Origin of the sequence: Paenibacillus sp. FSL H7-0323 (assembly GCF_038002725.1) — a bacterium.
Classification (GTDB): domain Bacteria; phylum Bacillota; class Bacilli; order Paenibacillales; family Paenibacillaceae; genus Paenibacillus_AQ; species Paenibacillus_AQ odorifer.
Genome location: NZ_JBBODB010000001.1, coordinates 2,502,248 through 2,527,463, shown reverse-complemented (window position 1 = coordinate 2,527,463; position 25,216 = coordinate 2,502,248). Strand labels below are relative to the sequence as shown.

At 43.5% G+C, this 25,216-nt stretch carries 23 protein-coding genes; 19 read left to right on the top strand and 4 right to left on the bottom strand.

Translation table 11 applies throughout. The features are described 5' to 3' along the window. Positions 1–6 precede the first annotated feature (6 nt). Both MHH89_RS11555 and MHH89_RS11550 read left to right on the top strand, forming a co-directional pair. A complete protein-coding gene (locus MHH89_RS11555; RefSeq protein WP_341087165.1) occupies positions 7–1,110 on the top strand; it encodes an LCP family protein in 1,104 nt (367 codons plus the stop codon). A gap of 37 nt (positions 1,111–1,147) precedes the next feature. Next, positions 1,148–1,630, top strand: a complete 483-nt coding sequence (locus tag MHH89_RS11550) for a DinB family protein (RefSeq protein WP_179086268.1) — start codon at positions 1,148–1,150, stop codon at positions 1,628–1,630. On the opposite strand, the gene MHH89_RS11545 is transcribed toward MHH89_RS11550, so the two are convergent. Continuing rightward, the gene (locus MHH89_RS11545; protein ID WP_076100132.1) at positions 1,627–1,836 is read right to left on the bottom strand and encodes a hypothetical protein; all 210 of its coding nucleotides are present in this window, start codon (positions 1,834–1,836) and stop codon (positions 1,627–1,629) included. The two genes, MHH89_RS11550 and MHH89_RS11545, sit on opposite strands and share 4 nt — an antisense overlap. A 279-nt stretch (positions 1,837–2,115) precedes the next feature. On the opposite strand from MHH89_RS11545, the gene MHH89_RS11540 reads away from it, so the two are divergent. After that, the gene (locus MHH89_RS11540) at positions 2,116–2,475 is read left to right on the top strand and encodes a hypothetical protein (protein ID WP_036685802.1); all 360 of its coding nucleotides are present in this window, start codon (positions 2,116–2,118) and stop codon (positions 2,473–2,475) included. Positions 2,476–2,518: 43 nt separating this feature from the next. On the opposite strand, the gene MHH89_RS11535 is transcribed toward MHH89_RS11540, so the two are convergent. Further along, positions 2,519–3,784 carry a serine hydrolase domain-containing protein gene (locus tag MHH89_RS11535; RefSeq protein WP_076306965.1) on the bottom strand — a complete coding sequence of 422 codons (1,266 nt, stop codon included), beginning with the start codon at positions 3,782–3,784 and terminating at the stop codon, positions 2,519–2,521. 66 nt (positions 3,785–3,850) lie between these two features. Here MHH89_RS11535 and MHH89_RS11530 point away from each other — a divergent pair, with 66 nt between their 5' ends. The 4 genes from MHH89_RS11530 (at position 3,851) to MHH89_RS11515 (ending at position 9,089) form a co-directional block, all read left to right on the top strand. Further along, a complete protein-coding gene (locus tag MHH89_RS11530) occupies positions 3,851–4,534 on the top strand; it encodes a response regulator transcription factor (protein WP_076129903.1) in 684 nt (227 codons plus the stop codon). Between the two features lie 2 nt (positions 4,535–4,536). Continuing rightward, positions 4,537–5,811 (top strand): HAMP domain-containing sensor histidine kinase, encoded by a 1,275-nt coding sequence (locus MHH89_RS11525; RefSeq protein WP_341087162.1) that lies wholly within the window; start codon positions 4,537–4,539, stop codon positions 5,809–5,811. Between the two features lie 159 nt (positions 5,812–5,970). After that, a complete protein-coding gene (locus tag MHH89_RS11520) occupies positions 5,971–6,744 on the top strand; it encodes an ABC transporter ATP-binding protein (protein WP_076129901.1) in 774 nt (257 codons plus the stop codon). Between the two features lie 2 nt (positions 6,745–6,746). Then, the gene (locus MHH89_RS11515) at positions 6,747–9,089 is read left to right on the top strand and encodes an ABC transporter permease (RefSeq protein WP_341087160.1); all 2,343 of its coding nucleotides are present in this window, start codon (positions 6,747–6,749) and stop codon (positions 9,087–9,089) included. Positions 9,090–9,153: 64 nt separating this feature from the next. Here MHH89_RS11515 and MHH89_RS11510 read toward each other — a convergent pair whose 3' ends face one another. Continuing rightward, positions 9,154–9,582: a VOC family protein gene (locus MHH89_RS11510; RefSeq protein ID WP_076183122.1), complete on the bottom strand. Its 429-nt coding sequence runs from the start codon at positions 9,580–9,582 to the stop codon at positions 9,154–9,156. Between the two features lie 408 nt (positions 9,583–9,990). Between MHH89_RS11510 and MHH89_RS11505 the strand changes: the two genes are divergently transcribed. After that, the gene (locus MHH89_RS11505) at positions 9,991–12,684 is read left to right on the top strand and encodes a glycoside hydrolase family 6 protein (protein WP_445739126.1); all 2,694 of its coding nucleotides are present in this window, start codon (positions 9,991–9,993) and stop codon (positions 12,682–12,684) included. Positions 12,685–12,742: 58 nt separating this feature from the next. On the opposite strand, the gene MHH89_RS11500 is transcribed toward MHH89_RS11505, so the two are convergent. Further along, entirely contained in the window at positions 12,743–13,138 is a 396-nt protein-coding gene (locus MHH89_RS11500; protein WP_076278752.1) for a DUF2871 domain-containing protein, read from the bottom strand. 128 nt (positions 13,139–13,266) lie between these two features. On the opposite strand from MHH89_RS11500, the gene MHH89_RS11495 reads away from it, so the two are divergent. The 11 genes from MHH89_RS11495 (at position 13,267) to MHH89_RS11445 (ending at position 25,196) form a co-directional block, all read left to right on the top strand. Then, on the top strand, positions 13,267–13,821 hold the full coding sequence (locus tag MHH89_RS11495) for a GNAT family N-acetyltransferase (protein ID WP_341087159.1): 555 nt from the start codon (positions 13,267–13,269) through the stop codon (positions 13,819–13,821). Positions 13,822–13,967: 146 nt separating this feature from the next. After that, positions 13,968–14,630 carry an MgtC/SapB family protein gene (locus MHH89_RS11490; RefSeq protein WP_094903188.1) on the top strand — a complete coding sequence of 221 codons (663 nt, stop codon included), beginning with the start codon at positions 13,968–13,970 and terminating at the stop codon, positions 14,628–14,630. Between the two features lie 465 nt (positions 14,631–15,095). Beyond that, positions 15,096–16,253 (top strand): ROK family transcriptional regulator, encoded by a 1,158-nt coding sequence (locus tag MHH89_RS11485; protein ID WP_076218480.1) that lies wholly within the window; start codon positions 15,096–15,098, stop codon positions 16,251–16,253. 28 nt (positions 16,254–16,281) lie between these two features. Next, a complete protein-coding gene (locus MHH89_RS11480; protein WP_076281469.1) occupies positions 16,282–17,286 on the top strand; it encodes an asparaginase in 1,005 nt (334 codons plus the stop codon). Positions 17,287–17,375: 89 nt separating this feature from the next. After that, positions 17,376–18,980 carry a glutathione ABC transporter substrate-binding protein gene (locus MHH89_RS11475; protein WP_076141089.1) on the top strand — a complete coding sequence of 535 codons (1,605 nt, stop codon included), beginning with the start codon at positions 17,376–17,378 and terminating at the stop codon, positions 18,978–18,980. Positions 18,981–19,092: 112 nt separating this feature from the next. Beyond that, positions 19,093–20,016: an ABC transporter permease subunit gene (locus MHH89_RS11470; RefSeq protein ID WP_340392369.1), complete on the top strand. Its 924-nt coding sequence runs from the start codon at positions 19,093–19,095 to the stop codon at positions 20,014–20,016. A gap of 147 nt (positions 20,017–20,163) precedes the next feature. Continuing rightward, a complete protein-coding gene (locus MHH89_RS11465) occupies positions 20,164–20,994 on the top strand; it encodes an ABC transporter permease (RefSeq protein WP_370510612.1) in 831 nt (276 codons plus the stop codon). Between the two features lie 13 nt (positions 20,995–21,007). Next, complete coding sequence (locus tag MHH89_RS11460; protein ID WP_076129893.1) at positions 21,008–22,009, top strand: ABC transporter ATP-binding protein; 1,002 nt, start codon at positions 21,008–21,010, stop codon at positions 22,007–22,009. After that, positions 22,006–22,998: an ABC transporter ATP-binding protein gene (locus tag MHH89_RS11455; protein WP_139332068.1), complete on the top strand. Its 993-nt coding sequence runs from the start codon at positions 22,006–22,008 to the stop codon at positions 22,996–22,998. The genes MHH89_RS11460 and MHH89_RS11455 overlap by 4 nt, the downstream gene beginning before the upstream one ends. 41 nt (positions 22,999–23,039) lie before the next feature. Then, on the top strand, positions 23,040–24,479 hold the full coding sequence (locus tag MHH89_RS11450) for a leucyl aminopeptidase family protein (protein ID WP_076129891.1): 1,440 nt from the start codon (positions 23,040–23,042) through the stop codon (positions 24,477–24,479). Between the two features lie 24 nt (positions 24,480–24,503). Next, positions 24,504–25,196: a copper homeostasis protein CutC gene (locus MHH89_RS11445; RefSeq protein ID WP_076129890.1), complete on the top strand. Its 693-nt coding sequence runs from the start codon at positions 24,504–24,506 to the stop codon at positions 25,194–25,196. The last annotated feature ends 20 nt before the right edge of the window (positions 25,197–25,216 follow it).

The following is a 25,216-nucleotide window of genomic DNA, read 5'->3' as shown; positions in this document are numbered from 1 at the left end:
ATCCGAATGAAAAATAAACAGACTACCCATTCAGCTTCTTCATTTTCTTTAAGTAGAATTGAGAAAAAAAAGGTGAAGAAGAAAACTAAGACCAGCAAGAAAAAAAAGATCTGGTTATTTACGCTTGCTATCGTACTTATTGCTGGGCTAGGATCTTATGTTTTTCGTAAAGAACTGCTGATTTTCGGATTTAATAATATTGTGGCTCCGACTATTGAACACACGCTTGATGGATCATACGTTCCTTTGGAGAATAATGAAAACGCTGAAGCTCCCGGATTACAGCCAACGGCGGATAACAAGGATCGTCCATTTTCTATCCTCCTATTGGGTACTGATCAGCGGGGAAAAGAGAACGGGCTTTCTGATTCGATTATATATACTGTGATCCGGCCACTTGATCATAAAGTATTGTTCGTGTCGATCCCTCGTGATTCCTATGCAGAAATTATCGGAGCGGAAAAGGTTAAAGGAGCTAGGAAAGAAACCAAGATTAATGCAGCTCATTCCTATGGCGGTCCTCAGATGAGTGTAGATACCGTTAAAAATTTATTAAACGCGCCTATCGAATATTACGCTACTATTAATTTTAACGGTCTTGTGGGCGTTACAGATGCTCTAGGGGGTGTTGAACTTCCGATTACCAAGGTGATTGAGAACAAGAGCCCGGATCATGAGAAATTAAGAATTGAACCGAACAAACCGATTTATTCTGGCGCTGAAGCATTAATGTATGTAAGATACCGGGAGGATTCTGATTTTAAACGAACGGAGCGGCAGCGGATCTTTTTGAAATCTGCGCTTGAACGGATGAAGAGAGTAGATAATATCCTTAATATACAGAAAATCATCGAAATAGCAGGCAGTAATTTCCAAACCAATATGAAGTCAGACTTTATTCTTGATTTGGCGAAAAGAGTAATTCTTGAAGGAGGTACTCCTGAGATCACAAGCCATATGTTGCAGGGTGAGGGCAGACGGAAGGATCAATGGTATTACATGCTTGACGAAAATGATGTGAAGCGTACTCATGAGTTGATTGAGATTTGGCTGAATCCTGACTCTACCGATACGGATCTGGCCGCAGCTTCTGCGGATGACGCAGCATAGATGTTGTGACTGAATTATTTTATTTTTCATGTGGAGGTTGATCTCTCTGGCTGCAAAAACAAATGAGCAAATGTTACTCGAATTTAAGTCCCTCATCCCGTTCGTAGAATCTTTAGGTGAAGTATCAGCCAAACATTGGAATCAGCCTATTGCAGCTGGTAAATGGACTTTAAAGGATATCATCTGTCATCTCATGTTATGGGATAAATATTTTTATGAAGGTGCGATTAAGAAAATAATTCTCCGGGAACCGATCACAACCAAGCAGTTGGATTTTAACGAGTTTAATGCTAACGCTGTAGAATATGCTAAATTATTATCTGAACAAACATTAATTGAACAATTTGTACGTTATAGAACTAAAATCATAGATGCAGCTGTAGGCTTAACGGAAGAGGAATTCAATCAGGAATATAAGGATGGAGATCGCAAAAAATTCAGCGTTCGCAAGTACTTGAGAAGTTTTATCCCACATGATAAGCATCATAAAAAACAGATTGAGCAGTTCTTAAAACCTTAAAACTTGGCGCGATTTTGAACTAACTTCATGGATTGGCGTATGAGGATAGGACCAAACATGCTTCCGGCAGAGGCGGCAATTAAGGAATGGAAGGGGAATTTTATAGCAAAATAAAAGACCCATCCAGCAACAATATCAATAAGGATGAACTTCTTGATCTCGGATAATGGTATGGTCACGAAGACAATGGATTGTTTGTTTCTCACAGCAATGACCTCCTAATTTTAAGAAAACATCTTATAAATCCACTGTTCATTCTATTTTGGAACTAAGATGTCCCATTCCGTCTAAATCTACAATCGAATCGTAAAAAAAGGAAGTATGCCTTGCGGATCTTTTTCGCAAAGTGTACTTCCTTTTTTGTATGTGAGGATATTATCCGACTAATATTTGGCAGGGTATGGAAAGTCACAGAAGATATATTCAATCACTAGTACAATGTAAGCGTTGTCTTTTGTGAAAATATATCCTAAAGGAGCTAAGCTATGAGAGTGAAGAGACTATCTTTTAACCAGCTTGTGTTTATCTGTTTAGGTTTTCAATACTTGTTAATGCGTTTGTTCTCTGCCGGCGAGGCGATCGTTATCACATCGATAGAGCTAGTAATATATATTGTTTATACTGTCGCCACCCTTGCCGGATTGTTTCTCCGGAGCAGACGAATTGATAGTGAAGCTGTATCCGGGTTGTCGTCGTTATTTTTCAGCGTGTTATGGACGGTGTCTTTGTTCTCACAATTTCGGAAAGAAAGTTATCCAAATGCTTTAACAATCATTAATTCGCTGGGGGTGTCTTCAGCGGTAATCGTGATGCTCACGCAATTTATAATTTTGGCCAAGGCTTAGGCCTTAGCTGAAAAAAGGCGGGTGCCCAGTAGCTATTTTATGGCTATTGCGGCACTCGTTTGTTTTTTTTCATCCCCAGAAATGAAAGCTCACCCTGTTCATTTCGTTTAAATTCAAATTCACTGTCATGCTTGGTATGATGGAATCTTGTTTCTGAGATAGGATAGAACGGTGTAACCTCTTCATCATTCCAGACAAAATAATAGTCCTGGCCCCTACGCTCCACGCTCGCTTTGCAGCCAAATCCCTCATAGGTCCCCATATATTCAGCATACATGCTATCATCAAGTGGAAAGGCTCGCGGGAATATCGGCATTTCGGCAGGCTCACCGAATACTAATCCAGATAGAGATTCCGTTAACTTGGTAATGGGGACACAATCATAATTGGTCAACATGATGACGGTTGTCTGCTCTTCTGGATATCTGTGCATTTCACTTCGGAAGCCGCGATAAGCACCACCATGATACATTCTTTTGCGATCATAACGTTCGTCCAAAAACCAACCAAATCGATATTTGAGATTACTTGAATGAAAAGCCATCTCCAGAGTATCGTGAGACACTAATTGATCGGAGTATAACGCTTGATCCCACAGGAAAAGATCAGCAGCCGTCGAATACATGGCACCCGCTGACAGGATAGAGCTCATATGTATGTATTCACCCTGAGTATACTCTTCCCATGAGGAATGATAAGGTGAGGCTAATTTTGAAATGATTTGCTGATTGTTATAAACTCCTGTATTTACCATGCCAAGAGGCTGTAATATAAAAGTAGTGATATAATCTTCAAATGTCATGCCAGTAATCTTTTCAATGATCATTCCTAATAAATAATAACCCGAATTATTATAGGAAAACGATGTGCCGGGCATAAATGCAGGCGGTTGACTCACAAATAGCTGTAACATCTCCAAGGGAGTCAGCTTCAGTTTATTTAATTTTTGATTATATTCGGGTAGAGAAGTGTAGTTGGCTATACCCGAGGTATGTCCCAGCAGATGAAGGATGGTCATCCCCTCGAATGCATGCTGTTCAGGAAGATATTTTAAGATCGGATCTTCCAGTCGCAGACGTTTTTGTTCTTTTAGCATCAGAATCGCCATGCCAGTGAATGACTTGGTTAGCGACCAGATCCGGAATTTGGTATCTATAGCGTTCGGGACCTGATGTTCAAGATTCGCATACCCATATGCTTTTTGTAGCTTGATTTCTCCATGCTGAGCTATCAAGACTGTGCCGCTCAATGGCCAGCTTTGTTCGTATTTATCTAAAAATTGCTCCAGACGCTGGGATTGTTTATCCACAGGTAACCCCTCCTTAAAGGCATATTCTAACATAATACTAAATTCTGTTGAAGCGGAGAGAAATCCATGAGATATGATTGTTTAATTATTGATGATGAAACTGAACTTGCGGAGACCACCTGCGAATATTTTAATTTGTTCGATGTTCAAACCGCGTTTGTTACAAGCGCTGATGCCTGTCGAAGCTTTTTACGTGAGCATCAGGTCTCAATGTTACTGCTAGATATTAATTTAGGCGGTGAATCCGGCTTCCAGTTATGCAAAGAGCTGCGTCAGACGATGGGGATTCCTATCTTGTTTATTAGTGCCCGCTCGAGTGAAGATGATGTATTGATTGCTCTTGATATCGGAGGAGATGACTATATTCATAAGCCGTATACCCTGCGAGTGCTGCTCGCAAAGGTGAAGGCGGTGCTTAAACGCCACAATAACGAAGTTATAGCTGAGGCAGCTATCCTCCAAGCCGGCCCTATCCAGATAGACCCCGAACTTAGGAGGGCAAGCCTTAATGGCGTAGCTCTCAAGCTGAAAACGATGGAATATAAATTGCTCAGCTATTTGATTCAGCAGAAAAATAGGGTAATCCCCAAAGAGGAGTTATTTACTGAGGTATGGGGAGATGTTTTTGCGGGGGATGGCACCTTAAATGTACATATCCGTCATCTACGTGAGAAGATTGAGCAGAATCCTAATGATCCTCAGTACATCCGTACAGTATGGGGCATCGGTTATGCTTTTGAGGACAAATAGTTATGACAAAAAAACTGCTGTTGGCCCTTCTGCTTACTATATTTGCCGCAAGTTTAGCGCTCACCTTCCTAATTCTTAATTTGCAGGTGGAGACAGGAACAGATAGAGTGGCGATCAATACCATTGTGAAGCTCACGGAACAGAACTGGGACAAGCTTGATCCGAAGCTGTACAAGGAAAGTCCTTATGAATTTGCCATTATAGATACCACGGGAGTACTTAAATATCAGACGGGAAATGCGATTTCCGTTACTGTTAACAAAGCCATCAATAATCGGGATACTCTAGTGGACGTTTTTGTTCAGGATAAGATGGTGGGGAAGGTGATTATTAATAATGATTACCGTGCGATCTTTATACATATGAAAAAACAATTTATACAAGTTTCTATTGTGATGCTGCTTCTGCTTACGGTTCTAGGCGTTCTCTATATTTGGTTCCTGAATCGATCGGTTCTCCGTCCGTTCCGCAAAATGCAGCAATTCGCGAAGCATATCGCGAGAGGTGATCTGGAAGTGCCGCTGGAGATGGATCGTAATCATCTGTTTGGTGCTTTTACCGAAAGCTTTGATATGATGCGGGAAGAGCTTGCAGCGGCTAGACACAGCGAATATTTGGCGAATAAAAGTAAAAAGGAACTGGTTGCTAGTCTCAGTCATGACATTAAAACACCCGTTGCTTCGTTAAAGGCGATCACGGAACTGATGTTATTAAGCGCAAGGGATGAGAAGACCGGCAGACAGCTTAACACTTTGTACTCCAAAGCAGATCAGATTGATCGTCTGGTGACTGATATGTTCCATTCGACCTTGGAGGAACTAAATGAACTTAAAGTCAGCTTAACGGAAGAGCAAAGCCACCTGCTGATCCAAATTATAAATAATGTAAATTTCTATGAACGGATTTCAGCAGCATCTGTGCCTGACTGTCTCATTACGGTGGACCCCTTGCGGTTGCAGCAGGTGATCGATAATGTTGTGAATAATTCCTACAAATATGCCTACACAGACACACCCATAGATATTAAGTTCGAGATCACGGATCATTATCTGGAGGTAGATATTCTGGACTATGGTCCCGGGGTTCCTGAAGAGGAGCTGCCTTTAGTATTCAATAAATTTTTTCGGGGCAGTCTGGCCGTGAGCCAGAATGGTGCAGGTCTAGGCCTGTACATTTCCCGTTATATGATGCAAAAAATGCAAGGCGATATTCTGTGCTCCAATCGGGAGGACGGATTTACAGTCAAACTGCTAATTCCTTTAGCAGGACAGAATTAAGAATTAGCTAAGGATTGCACAAAGACATGTTAAGAACATTTAACGTACGATAAGGTTGCAATTACGAATGAGCTTGTGATTGCAGCCATTATATTTCGCGTAGAACTATGATTTTTCTTAGCGCAATTAATGAGCATGAATGTAAATGGAGTGTTCAACATGAGCGAAGTGAATAATAAAGTGCTGATGCAGACTAATAAGCTTGGAAAAACCTTCTCCCATGGAGGAACTCAGCAGCATGTTTTGAAAAATCTGGATCTGACCTTATATCATGGTGATTTTACGATTATCATGGGCAGCTCTGGTTCTGGTAAATCAACACTGCTGTATGCCATTTCGGGTATGGATAAGCCAACACTTGGAGAGGTTCTATTTGAAGGTCAGGATATTACAGCCATGAGTAATGATCAGCTTGCGATATTCCGGCGGAAGAATTGTGGGTTCGTGTTTCAGCAGATTCATCTGCTGGATACGATGAGTGTCCTCGACAATGTATTATCAAGTGCTTTTCTTGTACAAAAGGATAGAGCAGGCGCTGTAAAAAAAGCCAAAAAGCTACTCTCTGATGTAGGTCTGGATGACTCTGTCTGGGGCAAGTTTCCGGCGCAAATCTCAGGTGGCGAAGCTCAGCGGGCGGGGATTATCCGGGCATTGATTAACAGTCCAAAAGCGGTTTTCGCCGATGAGCCGACGGGTGCGTTAAATAGTTCAGCAGGAATAGGTGTACTGCGCGTCCTTACTGAGGTGAATAGACAAGGGCAAAGTATAATTATGGTTACTCATGATCTTAAAACCGCGTTGCGTGGAAATCGGATATTGTATTTGCGGGATGGAGTCATCGTGGGAGATTTGCGTCTTACCCTTTATAGCGAAGATAACGGACCTGAACGGCAGCAGCAATTACAGTCCTTTCTAACCGAATTGGGGTGGTAGGGATGAGCAGCCTAATAGGAAAATTAGCTTGGTCCAATATTCGTAAAAGAAAAAGTGCTACGGTTACGCTCTTCATTCTTATCATGATAGCTGTGCTGCTGCTGAACATTGGTCTTACGGTCATTTTGAAGCTCAATTCCTTCCAGCAAGAAAAAATGACTGAATTAAGGACTCCAGAAATAAGTGCATATTTTCCAAAAGATGATTATCTAGAAGAGTATGAGGAGCTTGTGGATAGTTATTCATATACAGAATCCTGGGAGAATGAAGCAGCAATTCTGTTAGCAGATGCTAAAATGAAGTACGGACAAACGGACACTACGGTAGCTTTTATAATTCTTAACATGGATACACCGCGGACCAAGGGACTGTTCAAGACAACGACTCCACTAGGATCTAAGGATGCGAATATGATCTATCTGCCTTATTTGTTCCATGTTGGATCGGGGTATAACCTTGGGGATACTTTTACTTTTGTATACGATAATAACTCATTTTCTTATACCATAGGTGGCTTTATTGAGGAGCCGTTGCTAGGGACGTTAACTAATGGAGCTTTAAAAGTATTTTTGAATGATGAAGGTTATAAACAGTTGGAGGAACGTCTTGGAACTGAAGCTCAGTACAGCTTTCTATCAGCAGATTTAACCGATCCTTCAAAGGATGTAAAGCTGGAGCAAATGCTTAGTGAGCGGATTTTTGCCTCAGGAAGTACGGATCAATTTCAAGTCATGCGGGCAGAGGTTGGGCTCGAAGGGAACCGTGTTTTTGTTAATCTTTTAGCAGCCATTTTAATCGTATTTGCACTGATTATGGTTCTAATCTCGCTTATTGTCATCAGGTTTCAAATATTGGGGCATATTGAAGACAATTTAACGAACATCGGTATTTTAAAAGCTAACGGTTATATTTCATGGCAGATTAAAAATGCGCTTCTGCTACAGTTCACCTCAGTTTCCATCATTGCAGCTATACCGGGAGGCGGGTTATCTGGGCTGGTTATGCCGTTGGTAGGGAATATGATTTCGTCTTCAATCGGACTTCTGTGGCCAATATCCTTTGAAGGGGTCAGTGCAGTGCTTAGTTTGGTTATTGTCTCTGGACTAGTGCTACTTGTTACCTATCTGTCGAGCCGGCGAATTCGGAACATTACTCCGATTACAGCTCTGCAGAGCGGAATCCTCACTCACAATTTCAAGCGGAACCCAATTCCACTCGAAACATCCCGGATGAATCTGCAATTCAGCTTAAGCCTTAAAGCTTTAGTAAGGCAGGCAAAACAGAATATGATGATCGTATTGATCGTTGCCGGATTAACCTTTTCTAGTATTTTTTGCTCTATATTGAATTTCAACTTTAAGGGAGACACCTCAGCAGTTATAGAACTGGTAGGTATAGAACGCAGCGACTTTTTGTTATTGCCGAAAAACGGTGACCTACAGCAGGGGAAGTTTACAGAATTAGAAGCCATGCCAGGGGTTGAAAAGTTGACTGTATTGGATAGCATGGTCGCTTCGATTAAGAACACCAGCTTTATGCTCCGGGTATCTGACGATTATAGCAAGCTGGAGACACAAACCATATACAAAGGGCGAGAGCCAATTTATGATAATGAAATTGTGATTTCCGGTGTTATTGCTAAGTTGGAAAATTCAGAAATAGGGGACGAGGTCCCGATCACTTTTAATGGTGTGACGGAGAATTATTTGGTTACTGGCTTAAGCCAGCAGATTAGCCAACTTGGAATGGTGGCGAGTATGACCGGTGATGGAATGAGAAGACTTCAACCGGAGTACACCCCTCTGTCCATCAATGTGTATCTGAAAGAGGGGGGAGATGCGCAAGCTTTTGTGAAGGATCTGGAAGCACGCTTCCCTAAGCAATGGAACATTACTAACATTCGAGAAACGGTTGATAGTACGCTCAGTACATTCACTGCCGCAGTATCTTCTATGACAGCAGTCATCACTGTGGTGACGATTATAGTAGTCAGTCTGATTTTGTATTTAGTGATTAAGACTTTGATTCTGAAGCGGAAACGTGAGTTCGGCATTCTTAAAGGAATGGGTTACACCACTTTTAATCTGATGACGCAGATTACCTTTAGTCTGTTTCCGGTGATTGTGGTGGGAGTAGCTTTGGGGAGCATAGGGGGGTATTTTTTCTCAGACTCAGCGTTTGTACTATTGCTCTCGAGTTTAGGGATTTATAATGTCCAACTGGCGGTTAGTTTGCCTCAAGTATTGCTATTGTGTGCAGCCATTCTAGTAGTCGCTTATGCGGTGTCTATGCTTGTTGCCCGGCGAATTCGGAAGGTTAGTGTGTACGATTTGATTATGGACTAATTTAAGCGAAAAACAAAAAAACAACGAGCAGGAGGTTAGTTACTCCATGCCCGTTGTTTTTTTATTACATATTTATTCGTCCGTCATCATAATTGAATTGCCAGTCGATGCCGAATTTATCTTTTAGACTACCATAACAAGAGCTCCAGAAGGTTTCTTGCAGTTCCATAACTACTTTACCGCCCTCTTGAAGCTTATCGAAATATTTCTTTATGTTATCTAAATCCTTACTAACTACGGAAAGACTAATATTGTTTCCTTCGATAAAAGGCATACCTGGAAAAACATCAGAAAACATTACATTACTGCCTTCGATATTCAAGCGGGTGTGCATAACCAAATCTTTAGCTTCCTCAGGAAGAGTGAAATTGGGATCGGGTGGTGTTTCACCAAAGGTCATGATTTGTGGACGTTCAGTGCCAAACACCTCTGCGTAAAACTCTGCTGCGTCACGACAATTCCCATTGAAATTAAGATAAACATCGATGGACATTTTTTTCACTCCTTAAAGGTTTGTTAGCGTTACTTCGAAAATACTTAAAATTCAAAATACCTTGTCACTTCCACATTGTATCATTTACCAGTTTATAAACAAATATTCTTATAGTCTCATTATTAAACTTTTATTTCATCTACTATCTTCTAATTAAAAATAGGATATGGTAGTATTCAAGAAAAGGGATAATTTTCTATAAATTAAATAAAATTATATTTATGTTAAATAGTTAGGGTATTTAGGCTCTTGTTAGATCTTTAAAACGGAGAGGAGGTGATGATGAGTGCGGGTAAGGCATAGAGGAGGTGACCATTCTTTAAAGGAGTGAATACTGCAATTGTAGCATCGCGTGGCTATTAATAAATTATTTACGAATTTATTTAATTGTCGAAAGGAGAATAATAAATGACAAAAGCACTAAGGAAGCAAATGTTGTTATTGCTTACGATCATGGCTTTAGTTATCACCGGATATGCTCCTTCTACCACGTATGCCAGTGAGGCGCATGTTGACAATCCGTTTGTAGGAGCTACAGCATATGTTAATCCTGATTATGCCGCACTGATTGATACCTCTATTGCTCAGGTTACCGATAGTACTTTAGTTTCCAAGATGGAGACCATTAAAAAATATCCGACAGCCGTATGGCTGGATCGAATTGCTGCAATTTATGGCGGGACAGAAAACGGAGGCAGAAAAAGTCTTGAGGAAACATTAGATTCCGTACTCGCGCAAAAGCAACCAAACACGCCGATTACAGCCACATTCGTAATTTATGATATGCCTGGGCGGGATTGCCACGCTTTGGCCTCCAATGGCGAGCTGCCACTGACAGCAGCGGGTTTGACAACCTACAAATCAGATTATGTTGACGTAATCGCCAGTATTTTTGCAAAGCCCAAATATAGTGACATTCGGATAGTGACTATCGTAGAGCCGGATTCGCTTCCGAATCTAGTTACCAATCTCAGCACACCACAGTGTGCTCAAGCTAACTCCACGAATATTTACCGTGATGCTACACGTTACACTTTAAATGCTCTCCATGCCATTCCAAATGTGTATACTTACATGGATATTGGTCACTCTGGCTGGCTCGGATGGGATACTAACCGTGGCCCCGCTATCGACCTCTTTACTTCGGTTGTGTCAGGCACTACAGCTGGACTTGCTAGTGTCGATGGATTCATTACGAATACAGCCAATACCACTCCACTAGTAGAACCTAATCTTCCAGATCCGAATCTTACGATAGGCAGCCAGCAGCTTCGTTCTGCAAGTTATTATGAATGGAATCCGTATTTTGATGAAGCTGATTTCACAGCAGCTTTGTATTCAGGTTTTGTAGCAAAAGGTTGGCCTTCCACGATCGGCTTCCTTATTGATACTTCCCGTAATGGGTGGGGAGGAGCAAATCGTCCGACTAGTGCAAGCGGAACAACCGTTAACGCTTATGCGGATTCCGGTCGGATTGATAAACGTCTCCATCGCGGCAATTGGTGTAATGCCAGCGGTGCCGGAATTGGAGAAGTTCCACAAGCAGCACCCGCAGGTTATGCAGCCTCACATTTGGATGCATTCGTTTGGGTGAAACCTCCGGGAGAATCTGATGGCTCCAGCAGTGCCATTCCAAATAATGAGGGCAAGGGCTTTGACAGAATGTGTGATCCGACTTATACCAGCTCAAGCGGCACACTGACCGGCGCATTACCTAATGCGCCTGTATCAGGCCACTGGTTCCATGATCAATTTGTTCAGCTGGTACAGAATGCTTACCCTGTAATTCCTCTGAGTAACGGAGGGGGCACTGTAGTTCCTGCGGCACCCACTAACTTGGTAGCGACAGCGGGAGATGCAAAAGTAAGCCTGAGCTGGACGGCATCCAGTAGTGCGACTAGTTACACCGTAAAACGAGCGACCACAAGCGGAGGGCCGTACACCACTGTAGCAACCGGGCTAACGGCAACGAGCTACACCAACACAGGCTTAACGAACGGAACAACCTATTACTATGTTGTAAGCGCAACCAATAGTGTAGGAGAGAGTGTGAATTCGGGACAAGCGAATGCGACCCCAGCAGCAGTGGCGACTGTTCCGACGGCACCCACTAACTTGGTAGCGACAGCGGGAGATGCAAAAGTAAACCTGAGCTGGAGCGCATCCAATGGTGCGACTAGCTACACTGTGAAAAGTGCAACCACAAGCGGAGGCCCGTACACAACTGTAGCAGCAGGGCTAACGACCACGAGCTACACTAACACCGCCCTAACGAACGGAGCAACTTATTACTATGTTGTAAGCGCAACTAATAGTGTGGGAGAGAGTGCGGATTCTACACAAGCGAGTGCGGCTCCAGCAGCAGTGGCGACTGTTCCCGCGGCGCCAACCAATTTGGTAGCGACAGCAGGAGATGCAAAAGTAAACCTGAGCTGGAGTGCATCCAGTGGTGCGACTAGTTACACTGTGAAAAGTGCAACCACAAGCGGAGGGCCGTACACCACTGTAGCAACAGGGCTAACGGCAACGAGCTACATCAACACGGGCTTAACGAACGGAACAACCTATTACTATGTTGTAAGCGCAACCAATAGTGCAGGAGAGAGTGTGAATTCGGCACAAGCGAGTGCTGTTCCACAAGTTCCGGCAGCAATTAGTCTGACGTTGCAGTATCGGGCGGGAGATACTAATGCGACAGACAATCAGATCAAACCTTATTTTAATATTAAAAATAACGGCACAACCGCAGTGAACTTAAGCGAACTTAAAATCCGTTATTATTTCACTAAAGATAGTAATCAGACGTTAAATGGCACAATTGATTGGGCACAGATCGGCAATAATAATGTTCAAGTCGCCTTTGCAGACAACACAGGCACGAATGCAGACACTTACGTTGAACTTTCGTTTGCTTCTTCGGCTGGTTCCATTCCAGCTGGAGGCCAGTCCGGAGATATTCAACTCAGAATATATAAATCAGATTGGACTAATTTTAACGAAGCCAATGACTACTCCTTTGATGCTACTAAAACTGCTTATACTAACTGGGATAAAGTGACGCTTTATCAAAGTGATGCTCTCGTATGGGGGATTGCTCCGTAACGGAAAGCAGGGGATAATTAAAAGAGCCGCTGGAGTGATCCTGGCGGCTCTTTCTGTATTATTTAATTCGTTTACCGAGTAGCACAAGCAGCCAGATGATTCCAGCCCCAACAATGGCGTGACCAAGCCCCGCAATATGGGGCAGGAAGCTAATATCACTGCCGTTAATTTGCAGCATTCCACGTGTAGCCATTGCACCAATCGTGATTAGAAGACCAATGTTATAGACAATGTACCATGCACCAAAAGATTTAGCCTCATGGATATTAAATAACTTGTCTAAGATTATAGCAATAATAAAGAAAAAGAATCCTAAGACTAGAATGTGAGTGTGAAGCGCAACTAATATAGTATCTCCTGTGAAATCATTCATTTTAGTAATTTCGCGATAGGCCACTCCGGCTATCAAACCAAGAATTGCATAGAAAAAAGACGTGTAATACAATTTTTTCATAAGAATATCTCCTTTGTAGTTATCGTTATGATTGAAGTGTATCAAGCAATTAAGAACGCAATATGAACAAATGATTACAAGGTGAAAAAAATCACTAGTTTATAAATGAGAGGAGACTTAAGGAAAATATGATCGATAACGTTGAACGATTTCCTGTGCTCGAAACAGACCGCTTTATTTTGAGAAGAATTACACTGGATGATGCTAAAGAAATATATAATTATTTTTCAAAAGATGAAGTGACCCAGTATTATGATCTGGATAGCTTTACCGATATACAGCAAGCGATCAACCTTATCGAAAGATGGGATGAACGTTTCAAAGGCAAACAAAGTATTCGCTGGGGAATAGCCAGGCGTGAGGATAATATAATGATGGGTTCATGCGGATATCATAACTGGGCGCACAGAAATTTCAAAGCAGAGATTGGGTATGAATTATCTCCACTTTATTGGCGGCAGGGTGTGATGACGGAAGTCCTGACAGCTATTATTGCGTATGGCTTTGAGCATATGAAGCTCCATCGAATTGAGGCGTTTTATGATCCGGCTAATATTGCCTCCAAGAAGTCTCTTTTGAAAGCGGGCTTTAAGTATGAGGGATTGTTGCACGAATCTTTTTTTGAAAAAGGTAGATTTGTAGATGCGGAGATTTGCTCTTTGTTAGCTTCCGATACGAACTAAGAAGTATAAAATTAAAAAATGCGAGTTAACCATAATGCGAGAGGACGTATTATGGTTTTTTGTTTGTGATACAATAAATAGATTATCGACTTTATCCTACGTGGTACTAATCCAACATACATATCATGATGAAAGAAGGTGAAGGTATGGAGTTTGAGTATTTGCTTCGTGTAATTGGCGCGGGAATTTGTGGCGTATTAGTTGGATATGAACGCAAAAGCCGGATGAAAGAAGCTGGAGTTAGAACACATTTTGTTGTGGCCTTAGGTGCTGCACTCATGATGGTCATCTCCAAATATGGGTTTCAGGATCAAGCGGATTGGCCTAATCTTTCTCTTGATCCCGCTCGGATAGCTGCTCAGGTAGTAAGCGGAGTAGGCTTTTTGGGCGCAGGAATGATTTTTATGCAAAGACACACAGTCAAAGGGCTCACTACTGCTGCAGGGATTTGGGCAACAGCCGGAGTGGGCATGGCTATAGGGTCTGGTCTTTATATTCTTGGCGTAGGAGCAACGATAATCATTTTACTTGGGCAAAAGATCTTACACAGTCGTAACAGCTGGCTGGCCGCACCAAAAACCCAACAGCTCGTTATAAGTCTAGCTAACACAGAAGGCGCTATGGGCCGAATTCAAGAGTTGCTTAAAGAACACAAAATCGCTGTTCTAAGTTTTCATGCTGAAAATAACAGTGTAGAATCCGAATTAAACGTAGAAATCGTTGTAAGATTGCCTGAATCATTTAATCCAGTACAATTGTTATCGATGATCCAAGAGGACGCAGCGGTTAAGACCGTTGAGTTTCAATGATTTTAGCACCTTCGATGTAACTAACTCACTTCGCATCAAAAGCTACCTCCTTTTTGAGAGTTTCCTTTTGATGCGAGTGTTACCTTCAATTTACCATCGATTCACACACCCTCACATTAATCCAAGCAAAATACCACTTTCAGTCTTTCTATTCCAATTAATAGGTTCAAGATTCAAATTAAATGCTAATTCACGGGCTTATATGTTATGTCTGTGTTATATATTGAGTGGTTTTTGTGTTGGTTATCTTTCGTTAACCGCTTACATTTATTTTTAAATAAAAAATATGTCATTTATATTGACACATAAACCATGACCCTTTATTATTAATCCCATCACTGGAGAAACTAAATTAAAATTTAAATCAAAGAATACATTATCAGCGCTTTATTTGCAAATAATTTCTTGTTTTTGTGGTTTATTAATCCAATTAATTCACTGGAGAAAATAATTAGGAGAATGCCCGTGAAAAAGCACGATCAGGATTTTATGAAGCGACAAAATCGTTTAACGGTTTTCGAAATTATAAAAAATCAACAACCGATTTCTCGCGCTTCTATTGCTAAACAGACTGGTATGAGTCCTACGACTGTAAGTCGAATTGTCGGAGAGTTGACGGAGGAAGGATATTTACTCGATTCAGAGCAGGTATCATCAGGATTAGGTCGGAAATCAACGTTAATAGGTATGATGGACGCTTCTGTATTATCGGTTGGCGTTGAACTGGATCGCAGTCTTATGTCTATTGGAATTGTGGACTTACAAGGACAGCTTATCTGCAGTAGTCAATTTCCCCGTACACCAGACGAAAGCCCGGATCGAACGCTGGAACGGATTCATGAAGCCATTGAGCAATTGTTCCAGCAGCATGTGATTGACAGAACACGCATCGTGGGTATTGGCGTTGGACTTCCTGGCATTGTGAATAACGAAGAAGGAATTGTTGTCTTCTCTGTTCAGCTAGGATGGAAAAATGTGCCGTTAGCCAAACGCTTGAAAGAGCTGACAGGTTTTGAAATCGCTGTGGACAATGAGCTGAAAGTAAGGGCTCTTGCTGAACATCTTAAAGGAGCCGCAGTCGGCTCAAGCCGTACGGCATTATTGGGTTTCGGTCAAGGCGTGGGCTCTGCGATGATTCTCGAGGGAGAGATTTATCGAGGGGTGATGAACAGTGCGGGTGAAATTGGGCATACGACAGTGGATCCTAACGGAATGATGTGTGAGTGCGGCAAAGCGGGCTGTTTACAGACCTATATAAATATCAGTTCTTTATTATCTGAAGCTAATCGGATTCGCCCGATCCGTACGATTGAGGAGTTATTCGCAGCAAAACATGCAGGAGAACAATGGGCGATTCACTTGATCGACCGTGCACTCATGTATATGGCCATCACCATTAATAATGTCGTATGCATGTATAACCCCGACAGCGTGATTTTAAGTGGAGAACTCGTGGACAAATTCCCGGATATATACGAAGAAGTTGAGCAGCTGTACCTCTCTCGCTTTACATGGGAGCCGCTTCGTGGTTCCTTTACGATTCATCGCTCGTTGCTGAATGAGAAGGGTGTGATTATCGGATCGGGACTTTTATCGCAGAATCGATTTTTTGCCTTAGATTAAATTAACTACTGCTGGGGAGGTTGTACAGATGGGATTTACAACATTGGTAGAAGAATATCGTGGTGGCCTGCTGGAGAATGTGCATTATGGTGCAGTTAGTGTAGTTGATGAGAAGGGCAACATTTTGTACAAAGCAGGCGATCCGGAGCATATGACTTATCTTCGCTCTGCTGCTAAGCCATTCCAAGCTTTGCCGGTAATGAAACGCCGGATCGATGAAGTATATGGTTTGACAAGTAAAGAAGCTTCGCTGTTTACCGCTTCACACCGGGGAGAAGCCTTCCATATTGAAGCGCTTGAAGCTCTTTTTCAGAAAATGGGATTAAAAGAAGAGTCACTTCATTGCTGCTCTACATACCCGCTGAATGAAGAAGCCAAAGCAGAACGTCACCGGGCAAATGAACCCACTCGTAAAATCTTTCATAACTGCTCAGGCAAACATGCAGGGTTAATGGGCCTTAGCAAATATATGGGTTGGGATATAAACACTTATTACGATCCTAACCATCCTGTACAACAGGAGATTCTTGAGATGATGGCTTATATCGCTGAAGTTCCCAAAGCGTCCATCCCGCAAGGTATTGATGGCTGTGGACTTCCTATCTTCGCACTTCCGCTTCATAAAATCGCTTATTCCTATCTAAAGCTAGCGTGTCCCGATTTAATTGAGGATACGGATATACGTAACGCAGCCGCTGCCATTGCAAAACTTATGAACGATAACCCGGTTATGATTGCTGACACGAAATTTGTATGCTCAGAGCTCCTGAAGGATGACAATCTGACGGCTAAGGGTGGAGCAAAAGGGGTATACGGTATCGGACTCCGTAAGGAACGAATGGGTATATCACTGAAAGTATCCGACGGATCAGAACAAGTCTGGCCATGTATTATCGCATCGATTCTAGAACGTATTGGTTACAGCAATCAAGACACAATTGATCGCCTATATGCACTCGTGCCTAACACGATTGTTAATGATGGCGGTACTGTAGTCGGCGAACGCCGTGCTGTATTTCAATGGGAGATCTAGAGCATAAGGTCAAGAATAATCTTCAAGTTTGGTGATTAATCGGACTAGAAGCTTTTCTAATACATCGTTTGAATAGGGGAGTGTAAAAAATGAAAGCAAAAGGAAAAGTATGGTCAATGTTCATGCTGCTGCTTATTACAGTAGTAGTGACTGCAGGGTGCGGCAACAAAGCGAGCAACGAGGGACAAAACGGCAATACTGCTGGTGGAACTGAAACTAGCACCCCAACTACAAAGAATGATAAAGACATTGTAATTGCCATCAATTCTAACTTTATTACGCTGGACCCTCATAACGCAAGCGATACGCATTCAATCAGCGCTGCCAGAACGATGTACGAAGGTCTGATGGGTTTTGACGAGAATATGAACGTGGTTCCTGTTCTTGCCGCAAGCCATTCCATAAGTGAAGACGGGTTGGTCTACACGTTCACGCTGCAAGAGAATGTTAAATTCCAAGACGGTACTGACTTTAATGCTGAAGCGGTTAAAGTAAACATCGCCCGTATTCAAGATGAGAAGAACAATCTGAGACTGCGCAAAAGCTTCGCAAAGGTAGCGAAAGTGGAGACTCCTGATGCTAAAACCGTGGTTATTACACTCAGTGAGCCGTACAACGCATTTTTAAATAAAGTAGCTATGGCACCTATTATTAGTCCGAAAGCTTTAGAAGAAAATGGCACCGATATTTCGAAAAATCCTGTAGGGACGGGACCATTTAAGTTCAAAGAATGGGTGCAAGGCGACCGCTTGGTTGTCGTTAAGAACCCTGATTACTGGCAAGCGGGCTTACCAAAAGTGGATAGTGTGACCTTTAGACCTGTACCAGAGAATGGATCACGGATAGCCATGCTAAAAACCGGCGAGGCAGATTTTATTTATCCAATGCCAACGGAGCAAGTATCTGAGGTTGAAGGTCTTGAAGGAATTACTGTAGATACCATCGATTCGACAATCGTCCGTTATGTAACGTTGAATACGATGAAAAAACCTTTTGATGATGTGAAGGTACGTCAAGCCATTAACTATGCTATCAATAAAGAAGCTTATATCAAAGTTGTGAAATCGGGTCTTGGTGCTAAGCTTGATTCCACGATGTCTTCCAAAACACAATACTATTCCCCGCAAACAGGTTATGACTATGACATTGAAAAAGCTAAACAATTGCTTGCTGAAGCAGGATATCCTGATGGATTCGAAACCGAAATTTGGGGTGAAAATGAATCCGAAACTATGAAGGGTATGCAATTTATTCAGCAACAGCTAGCACTTGTAGGGATTAAGGTAGACGTGAAATCCATGGAAGGCGGCACATTGTCCGACCAAATTAACTCTGCTAAGACACCAGAAGAAGCGAAAATTCAAATGTGGTATGTCAGCTGGTCTCCGTCTTCAGGAGATGCAGATGGTGCAACCAGAGGGTTATTCAGTAGTGAAATGTTCCCGCCTGCTGGCTCAAATACAGCCTATTACAAAAATGAAAATGTAGACAAATGGATCGCTGAGGCGAATAAATCTGTTGATCCAGAAGCGGCTAAATCCATCTATGGCAATATTCAAAAAACAATTTGGGAAGATGCTCCATGGGCATTCATGGGCGTCGACCAAATCATCTCAGGCAAAAGATCGTATCTGGAAGGAGTTAAGGTCTTCCCGGATGGTTCCATTAATGTCCTGAATGCAGAAGTGAAATAATGCTAAACAAACGTTAGGTTTAATATCCCAAGAAATGAACGAGGCCGCTTCTGTAGTATGGTGGGAAGCGGCCTCACTAAATCATTTGTCGATACTGAAGGGGGCTTATGAGTTGGGTAGATATGCTTTACAAAGACTCCTCGGGGTTATTCCGCTGTTGTTCATTGTATCGGTGCTTGTCTTTTTGTTTATTCACTTAATCCCAGGCGATCCAGCCCGACTTATTGCCGGTAAAGATGCCACGCTTGAAGAGATTCGTGGAATTCAGGAGCAGCTGGGTCTCAATCTGCCTTTGTGGAAGCAATACATAAACTACATGGGTGATCTGCTAAGTGGGAATCTGGGCAATTCGATCCGGTCAGGGATCCCGGTTACTGACATGCTGGAAAGCAGAGTAATGCCTACGTTGTGGCTGACTTTTCTTAGTATGGTCTGGGCTCTAATTATTGGTCTTCTAATTGGCGTGGTTTCAGCCGTTTATCGCAATCGGTGGCCGGATCATTTAGGGACGTTGACAGCCATTTCAGGGATGTCTATTCCTGGATTTTGGTTAGGCTTGGTACTCATTCAAATTTTCTCGGTAGAGCTTGGTTGGTTTCCAACGGGTGGTGTTGATTCCTGGAAGTCCTATATTCTTCCTTCCATTACACTCGGGATGGGAATTATGTCTATGTTGGCCCGTTATTCTAGGTCATCTATGCTGGAGACCCTTCGGGAGGATTATATCCGTACAGGACGTGCAAAAGGCTTACGCGAGTATGTTGTTATCGGCAGGCATGCGCTGCGCAACTCTTTGATTCAGGTGGTTACCGTAGCTGGACTTCAGTTTGGGTTCCTGCTCGGCGGCTCTGTAATGGTTGAGACGGTATTCAGTATTCCGGGTCTTGGCAGGCTGCTAGTAGACTCCATTTTGTTCCGGGATTATACAGTCATTCAAGCCTTACTGCTTCTGTTTGCTACACAATTTATTCTTATCAATCTATTAGTAGATTTATTGTATGGCGTACTTAATCCGAAAATAAGGTTTTCTCAGTAGCTAATGCGACTAAGAAGCAGAATTTCAATAGATTTATAGGGTGAATTTAGGATCAGGAGGGATATCATGAGTGACAATTCGGCGGTGATGGGAGCAAAATCTCCATTACCCGGAGAGGTACTGGCCCCGGAGAAAACAAAAGGCCGTATGGGTGTTTTTTTACGTAAGTTCAGTAAACAAAAGATGCCCCTTGTGGCCGCATTTTTTATTATATTGCTATTCCTAATTGCAATTTTCGGGCCATTTTTGACCCCGTATAATCCTGATGAACCAAACTACGATGCTCTTATGGCAGGTCCTTCTGCTGCACATTGGGCCGGGACAGACGAATATGGCCGTGATATTCTAAGCCGTTTGATTGATGGTACTCGCTTAACCTTAGCGGTCAGTCTCAGTTCCGTCTTAATCGCAGGTGTACTTGGAACTATCCTAGGTCTGTTAAGCGGATATTATGGCGGTTGGCTAGATCGGATAATTATGCGTGGCAGTGATGTACTATTTTCTTTTCCTGACTTGCTGCTTGCCATTGGGATCGTCGCCATTCTCGGTCCGGGTCTATCCAACGTTGTTATCGCAGTTGCAGTCTTTGGTACTCCATCGTTCGCCCGAATTATTCGGAGCGTAACGCTGTCTGCGAAAGAAACATTGTTTGTGGAAGCGGCTCGTTCCATGGGAGCGAAGCATCGCCGGATTATTTGGCGTCATATTTTTCCTGAGACCGTGCCCAGCATTATCGTTAATCTATCCATGAAGATTGGCGGAGCGATTTTGGCCGCTGCATCATTGAGCTTTCTCGGAATGGGTGCAAAAACAACAGAGCCCGATTGGGGCGCAATGTTAAGTATGGGACGTGATTATTTAAGTATTGCTCCACATATCGTTTATTTTCCGGGGATAGCCATCTTTTTAACAGTACTTGCATTTAACCTGGTCGGGGACGGACTGCGTGATGCTCTTGATCCCAAAATGAAAAACTAAGGAGGGACAAGACATGACTCAACATTTGTTGGATGTACAAGGGCTGAAAACGGAGTTCAAACGCGGCGATGGAAGTATAACTGCGGTTGCGGGGGTAGACTTTGCTATTAAAAAAGGTGAAGTGCTAGGCCTGGTTGGTGAATCTGGTTGTGGCAAAAGTGTAACCTCATTATCGATCATGCGGTTGCTTAAAGATACGCCGGGCAGAATTTCTGAAGGTTCTGTGCGTTTTGAAGGAAAGGATTTGACGAAGATTTCTGAGAAGGAGATGCGCCAAATCCGGGGAAATGATCTGGCAATGATTTTTCAGGAGCCGATGACCTCTCTTAATCCAGTGCTGCGGATTGGGCTGCAATTAACAGAGCCGATTAGACTGCATTTGGGTTATGGACGCAAGAAGGCTCGTGAGCATGCCATTCATATGTTGCGGCTTGTAGGTATCCCTCGCGCAGAGGAATTAATCGATGAATATCCGCATCAACTATCCGGCGGGATGAGACAGCGGGTTATGATTGCAATGGCCATGTCTTGTCATCCAAAGCTGTTGATTGCCGATGAACCCACGACCGCACTCGATGTAACGATTCAAGCGCAAATTCTTGATCTGATGAAGCAGTTGAAAGATGAACAGGATATGGGAATGCTGCTCATTACCCATGATCTTGGAGTAGTTGCCGAATTATGTGACCGGGTAGTTGTTATGTATGCAGGTCGTGTGGTGGAAGAAGCCTCTGTTCAGGAGCTGTTCGCCAGACCGCAACATCCGTATACCAAGGGATTGATTCAATCGGTACCTAAGCTGCGCCAGAATGTACATCGCTTGGAGTCTATAAAAGGGAATGTGCCAGACCTTTCACAAATGCCTGCCGGCTGTAAGTTTGCGCCACGCTGCGAATTTGCCATGGAGCGTTGTCTGTCGCAAGAACCTGAGCTACTTCCGATTGAGGGGCTAGAGCGCAAAAGCCGTTGTTGGCTTACACAGCAGGAGGACACGGAAGGAGCGGGATGTTTATGAAAGAGACTCCATTAATTGAGGTTAAGGGTTTGAAGAAGTTGTTTTCTGTGAAGAAGGGCTTCTTCGGAACGACTAAATATTTACACGCCGTTGATGGGATTTCATTCGCCATTCGTAAGGGAGAAACGTTCAGCCTTGTAGGTGAAAGTGGCTGTGGGAAATCGACTACGGGCAGGCTGGTGACTCGCTTACTGGAACCCAATCATGGAGAAGTATGGTTTAAGGGACAAAATATTAGCCATATCTCAGACAACCAAATGCGGCCTCTGCGCAAAGATATGCAGATGGTGTTTCAAGACCCTTATGCTTCACTTAATCCCCGCATGAAGGTGAAGGATCTTGTCGCCGAACCCCTGCTTATTCATACAAAGCTGTCCTCTAAAGAACGGGATAAACTAGCTTGCGAACTGCTAGAGACCGTTGGATTGAACAGTTTCCACGCCGAGCGATTCGCGTTTGAGTTCAGCGGTGGACAGCGGCAACGGATTGGGATTGCCCGGGCTCTGTCCGTTCGCCCAAGTCTAATTGTGGCGGATGAACCCGTGTCAGCGCTGGATGTATCGATTCAGTCCCAAGTGTTGAATCTGTTACAGGACTTGCAGGAGGAATATGGCCTGACGTACTTATTCATCTCTCATGATCTCAGTGTGGTCGAGCATATTAGTGATCGAATTGGGGTTATGTATCTGGGTTCTCTTGTGGAGACGGCTGATAAGGATACATTGTATGACCGTCCCTTGCATCCTTACACCCAAGCGCTGCTATCTTCAGTTCCCGTGCCCGATCCAAGCTTGAAGAAGGAACGCATTATTCTAAAAGGGGATCTTCCAAGTCCAGTTGATCCGCCGACGGGCTGTCGTTTTCATACAAGATGCCCTTCCTGTATGGAAATCTGTAAGCAACATGTGCCTGTATTCCGGGAAGTTGAACCAGGTCATGAGCTCGCTTGTCATCTCTTTGATGAAGAAATGTTGAAACTAGAACGATAATTTAAAATGTGAGTACACTTTACGGAAAAGAAGGGACAGCTATGAATATCTTGTTCGATTCCGCTAATGGGGCGGATACGCTTATCTACTTAGCCTATGAAGAGGAGGCTTTTCCTCTTCGGCTGGGAGAAGCTCACAAACAGAGTGGCAGTGTGACATGGTTATATGCTCGCTCTGAGGAAGAGTCCGATGTGATAGCTATTGGAATGGGAAAACGCCGGGCTCTTACGCTTGAGAAAGTTCGCCGAGCAGCGGGATCTGCCGCCCGTACAGCCCTAAGAGAAGGAAGAAATTCAGCTTCATTTGTTCGTAGGACAGCAGAAAGTAATATTTCCGCTGCGGATGAGCTGCAAGCATGGATTGAAGGCTGGCTTCTCGGATTATATCGTTTTCAAACCTATCGTGGTGTTACTAAAATAGACATTTCAGTTGATTTGCTGCTCCAGACAGCTGATTGGCCTGAACTGACTAAGCTTGAACTGGAAGTTGTACTAAGTACTGGCCGCATGCGCGCTGAAGGAGCAGTGGTTGCTCGCGATCTGGTGAATGAGGTGCCCGGGACTCTAAATCCGGATCGGTTCGCAGAATGGATGGTCGAATATTTCGAGCGTGATAACGCAGCAGTGAAAGTTCATGTCTACCGGGGGCAGGAGCTGGTTGACCTACAGATGAATGGGTTGCTGGCGGTTGGAGCTGGCAGTAAACACTCCCCAGCCCTCGTTGAAATTCGCTATGAGAGTAACCCTGAATTGCCAATGCTGGCATTGGTGGGTAAAGGTGTTACCTTCGATTTGGGTGGGATGAATGTTAAGACCGCAAGTGATATTAGCGATGCACGTATGGACATGGGTGGCGCAGCAGCTGTTCTTGGGGCGCTGGATATTTTAGTACGGAATCAAGCTCATGTAAATTTGACCGCGTTGATCCCAGTTGTTGATAACGTACCAGATGCTGAAGCAATGCTGCCATCGTCTGTTATACGCTATCCTAATGGGCTGACGGTTCAGGTTGCAAATACGGATGGCGAGGGGCGGCTTATTATCGCGGATGCTCTTATTCATGCAGCAAATATCGGGGCAACTAAGGTCATTGATATTGCAACACTTACTGGAAATGTTGGCGCAGCGTTAGGATTAGGTATCGCCGGCATATGGGGTGATGGAGAGATGACGCAGAGCCTCGTCGAAATCGGTGAGCGCAATGGAGAACGACTGTGGCCCATGCCGCTTATGGATGAATACGAAGTCGATCTTCGAAGCAATTACGCTGATCTGCGCAACGTTAGTACTTCACCTTTTGCAGGTGCGATTACAGCAGCGCTTTTTATACGGCGCTTTGTAGCGGAATCGCTGAGCTGGGTCCATATTGATATGGCTGGGACGGTTCAGTACAAACAGGATGTGGGGTATTCAGAAGCTGGAGCAACGGGCTATGGTGCTCGACTGCTCGCTGATTATGTTATGAAACAGGCACAACAATAACAACCGGAAGAGTGGAGGAAAGTTATGAGATTGGAAGTCATCGCTACTTGTATGGACGATGCTCTTACAGCCGAAGCGAATGGGGCTGACCGCCTGGAGCTCATTACTGCGATTACGGAAGGCGGATTAACACCAGGGATAGGATTGGTGCAACAAGTTGCCAAATCGGTTAACATTCCTGCGTTTGTTATGGTTCGCCCGCACAGCCGTTCTTTTTGCTATTCAAAGTATGACATTTTGACGTTGGCAGCAGAGATAAAGCAAATTGCAGCCAGCGGTGCGGCGGGGATTGTGCTTGGTGCGTTAACTCCGGAAGGGACTATCGACGAGCGAGCGCTTGAAACATTATTGCCGTTGACCGAGGGATTGCAAGTAACCTTCCACCGTGCTTTTGATGAGTTGAAGGATCAAATAGAAGGTTATCGAACGCTTTGTAAGTATCCGCAAATTACGCGTGTGCTCACTTCTGCCGGGCCAGGTCCGGCACCTGAAGCTATTCCTGCTATGCGGAAGCTAGTCGAGGAATCAAGGGGTAAATCGGTAAGTATACTGGCTGGAAGCGGTCTGAAGCCGGAAGGTATTACTTCATTTATACATCAGACTGGAGTAACAGAAGTGCATTTTGGGTCGGCTGTTCGTTATGATAAAGACGCTTTGTCGCCAATCGATCCAGCAGCCTTACGGGCGTTAGCGGAGAGTATTCATTCTAACGGCTAATAATAGATAGTGAAAAGGTG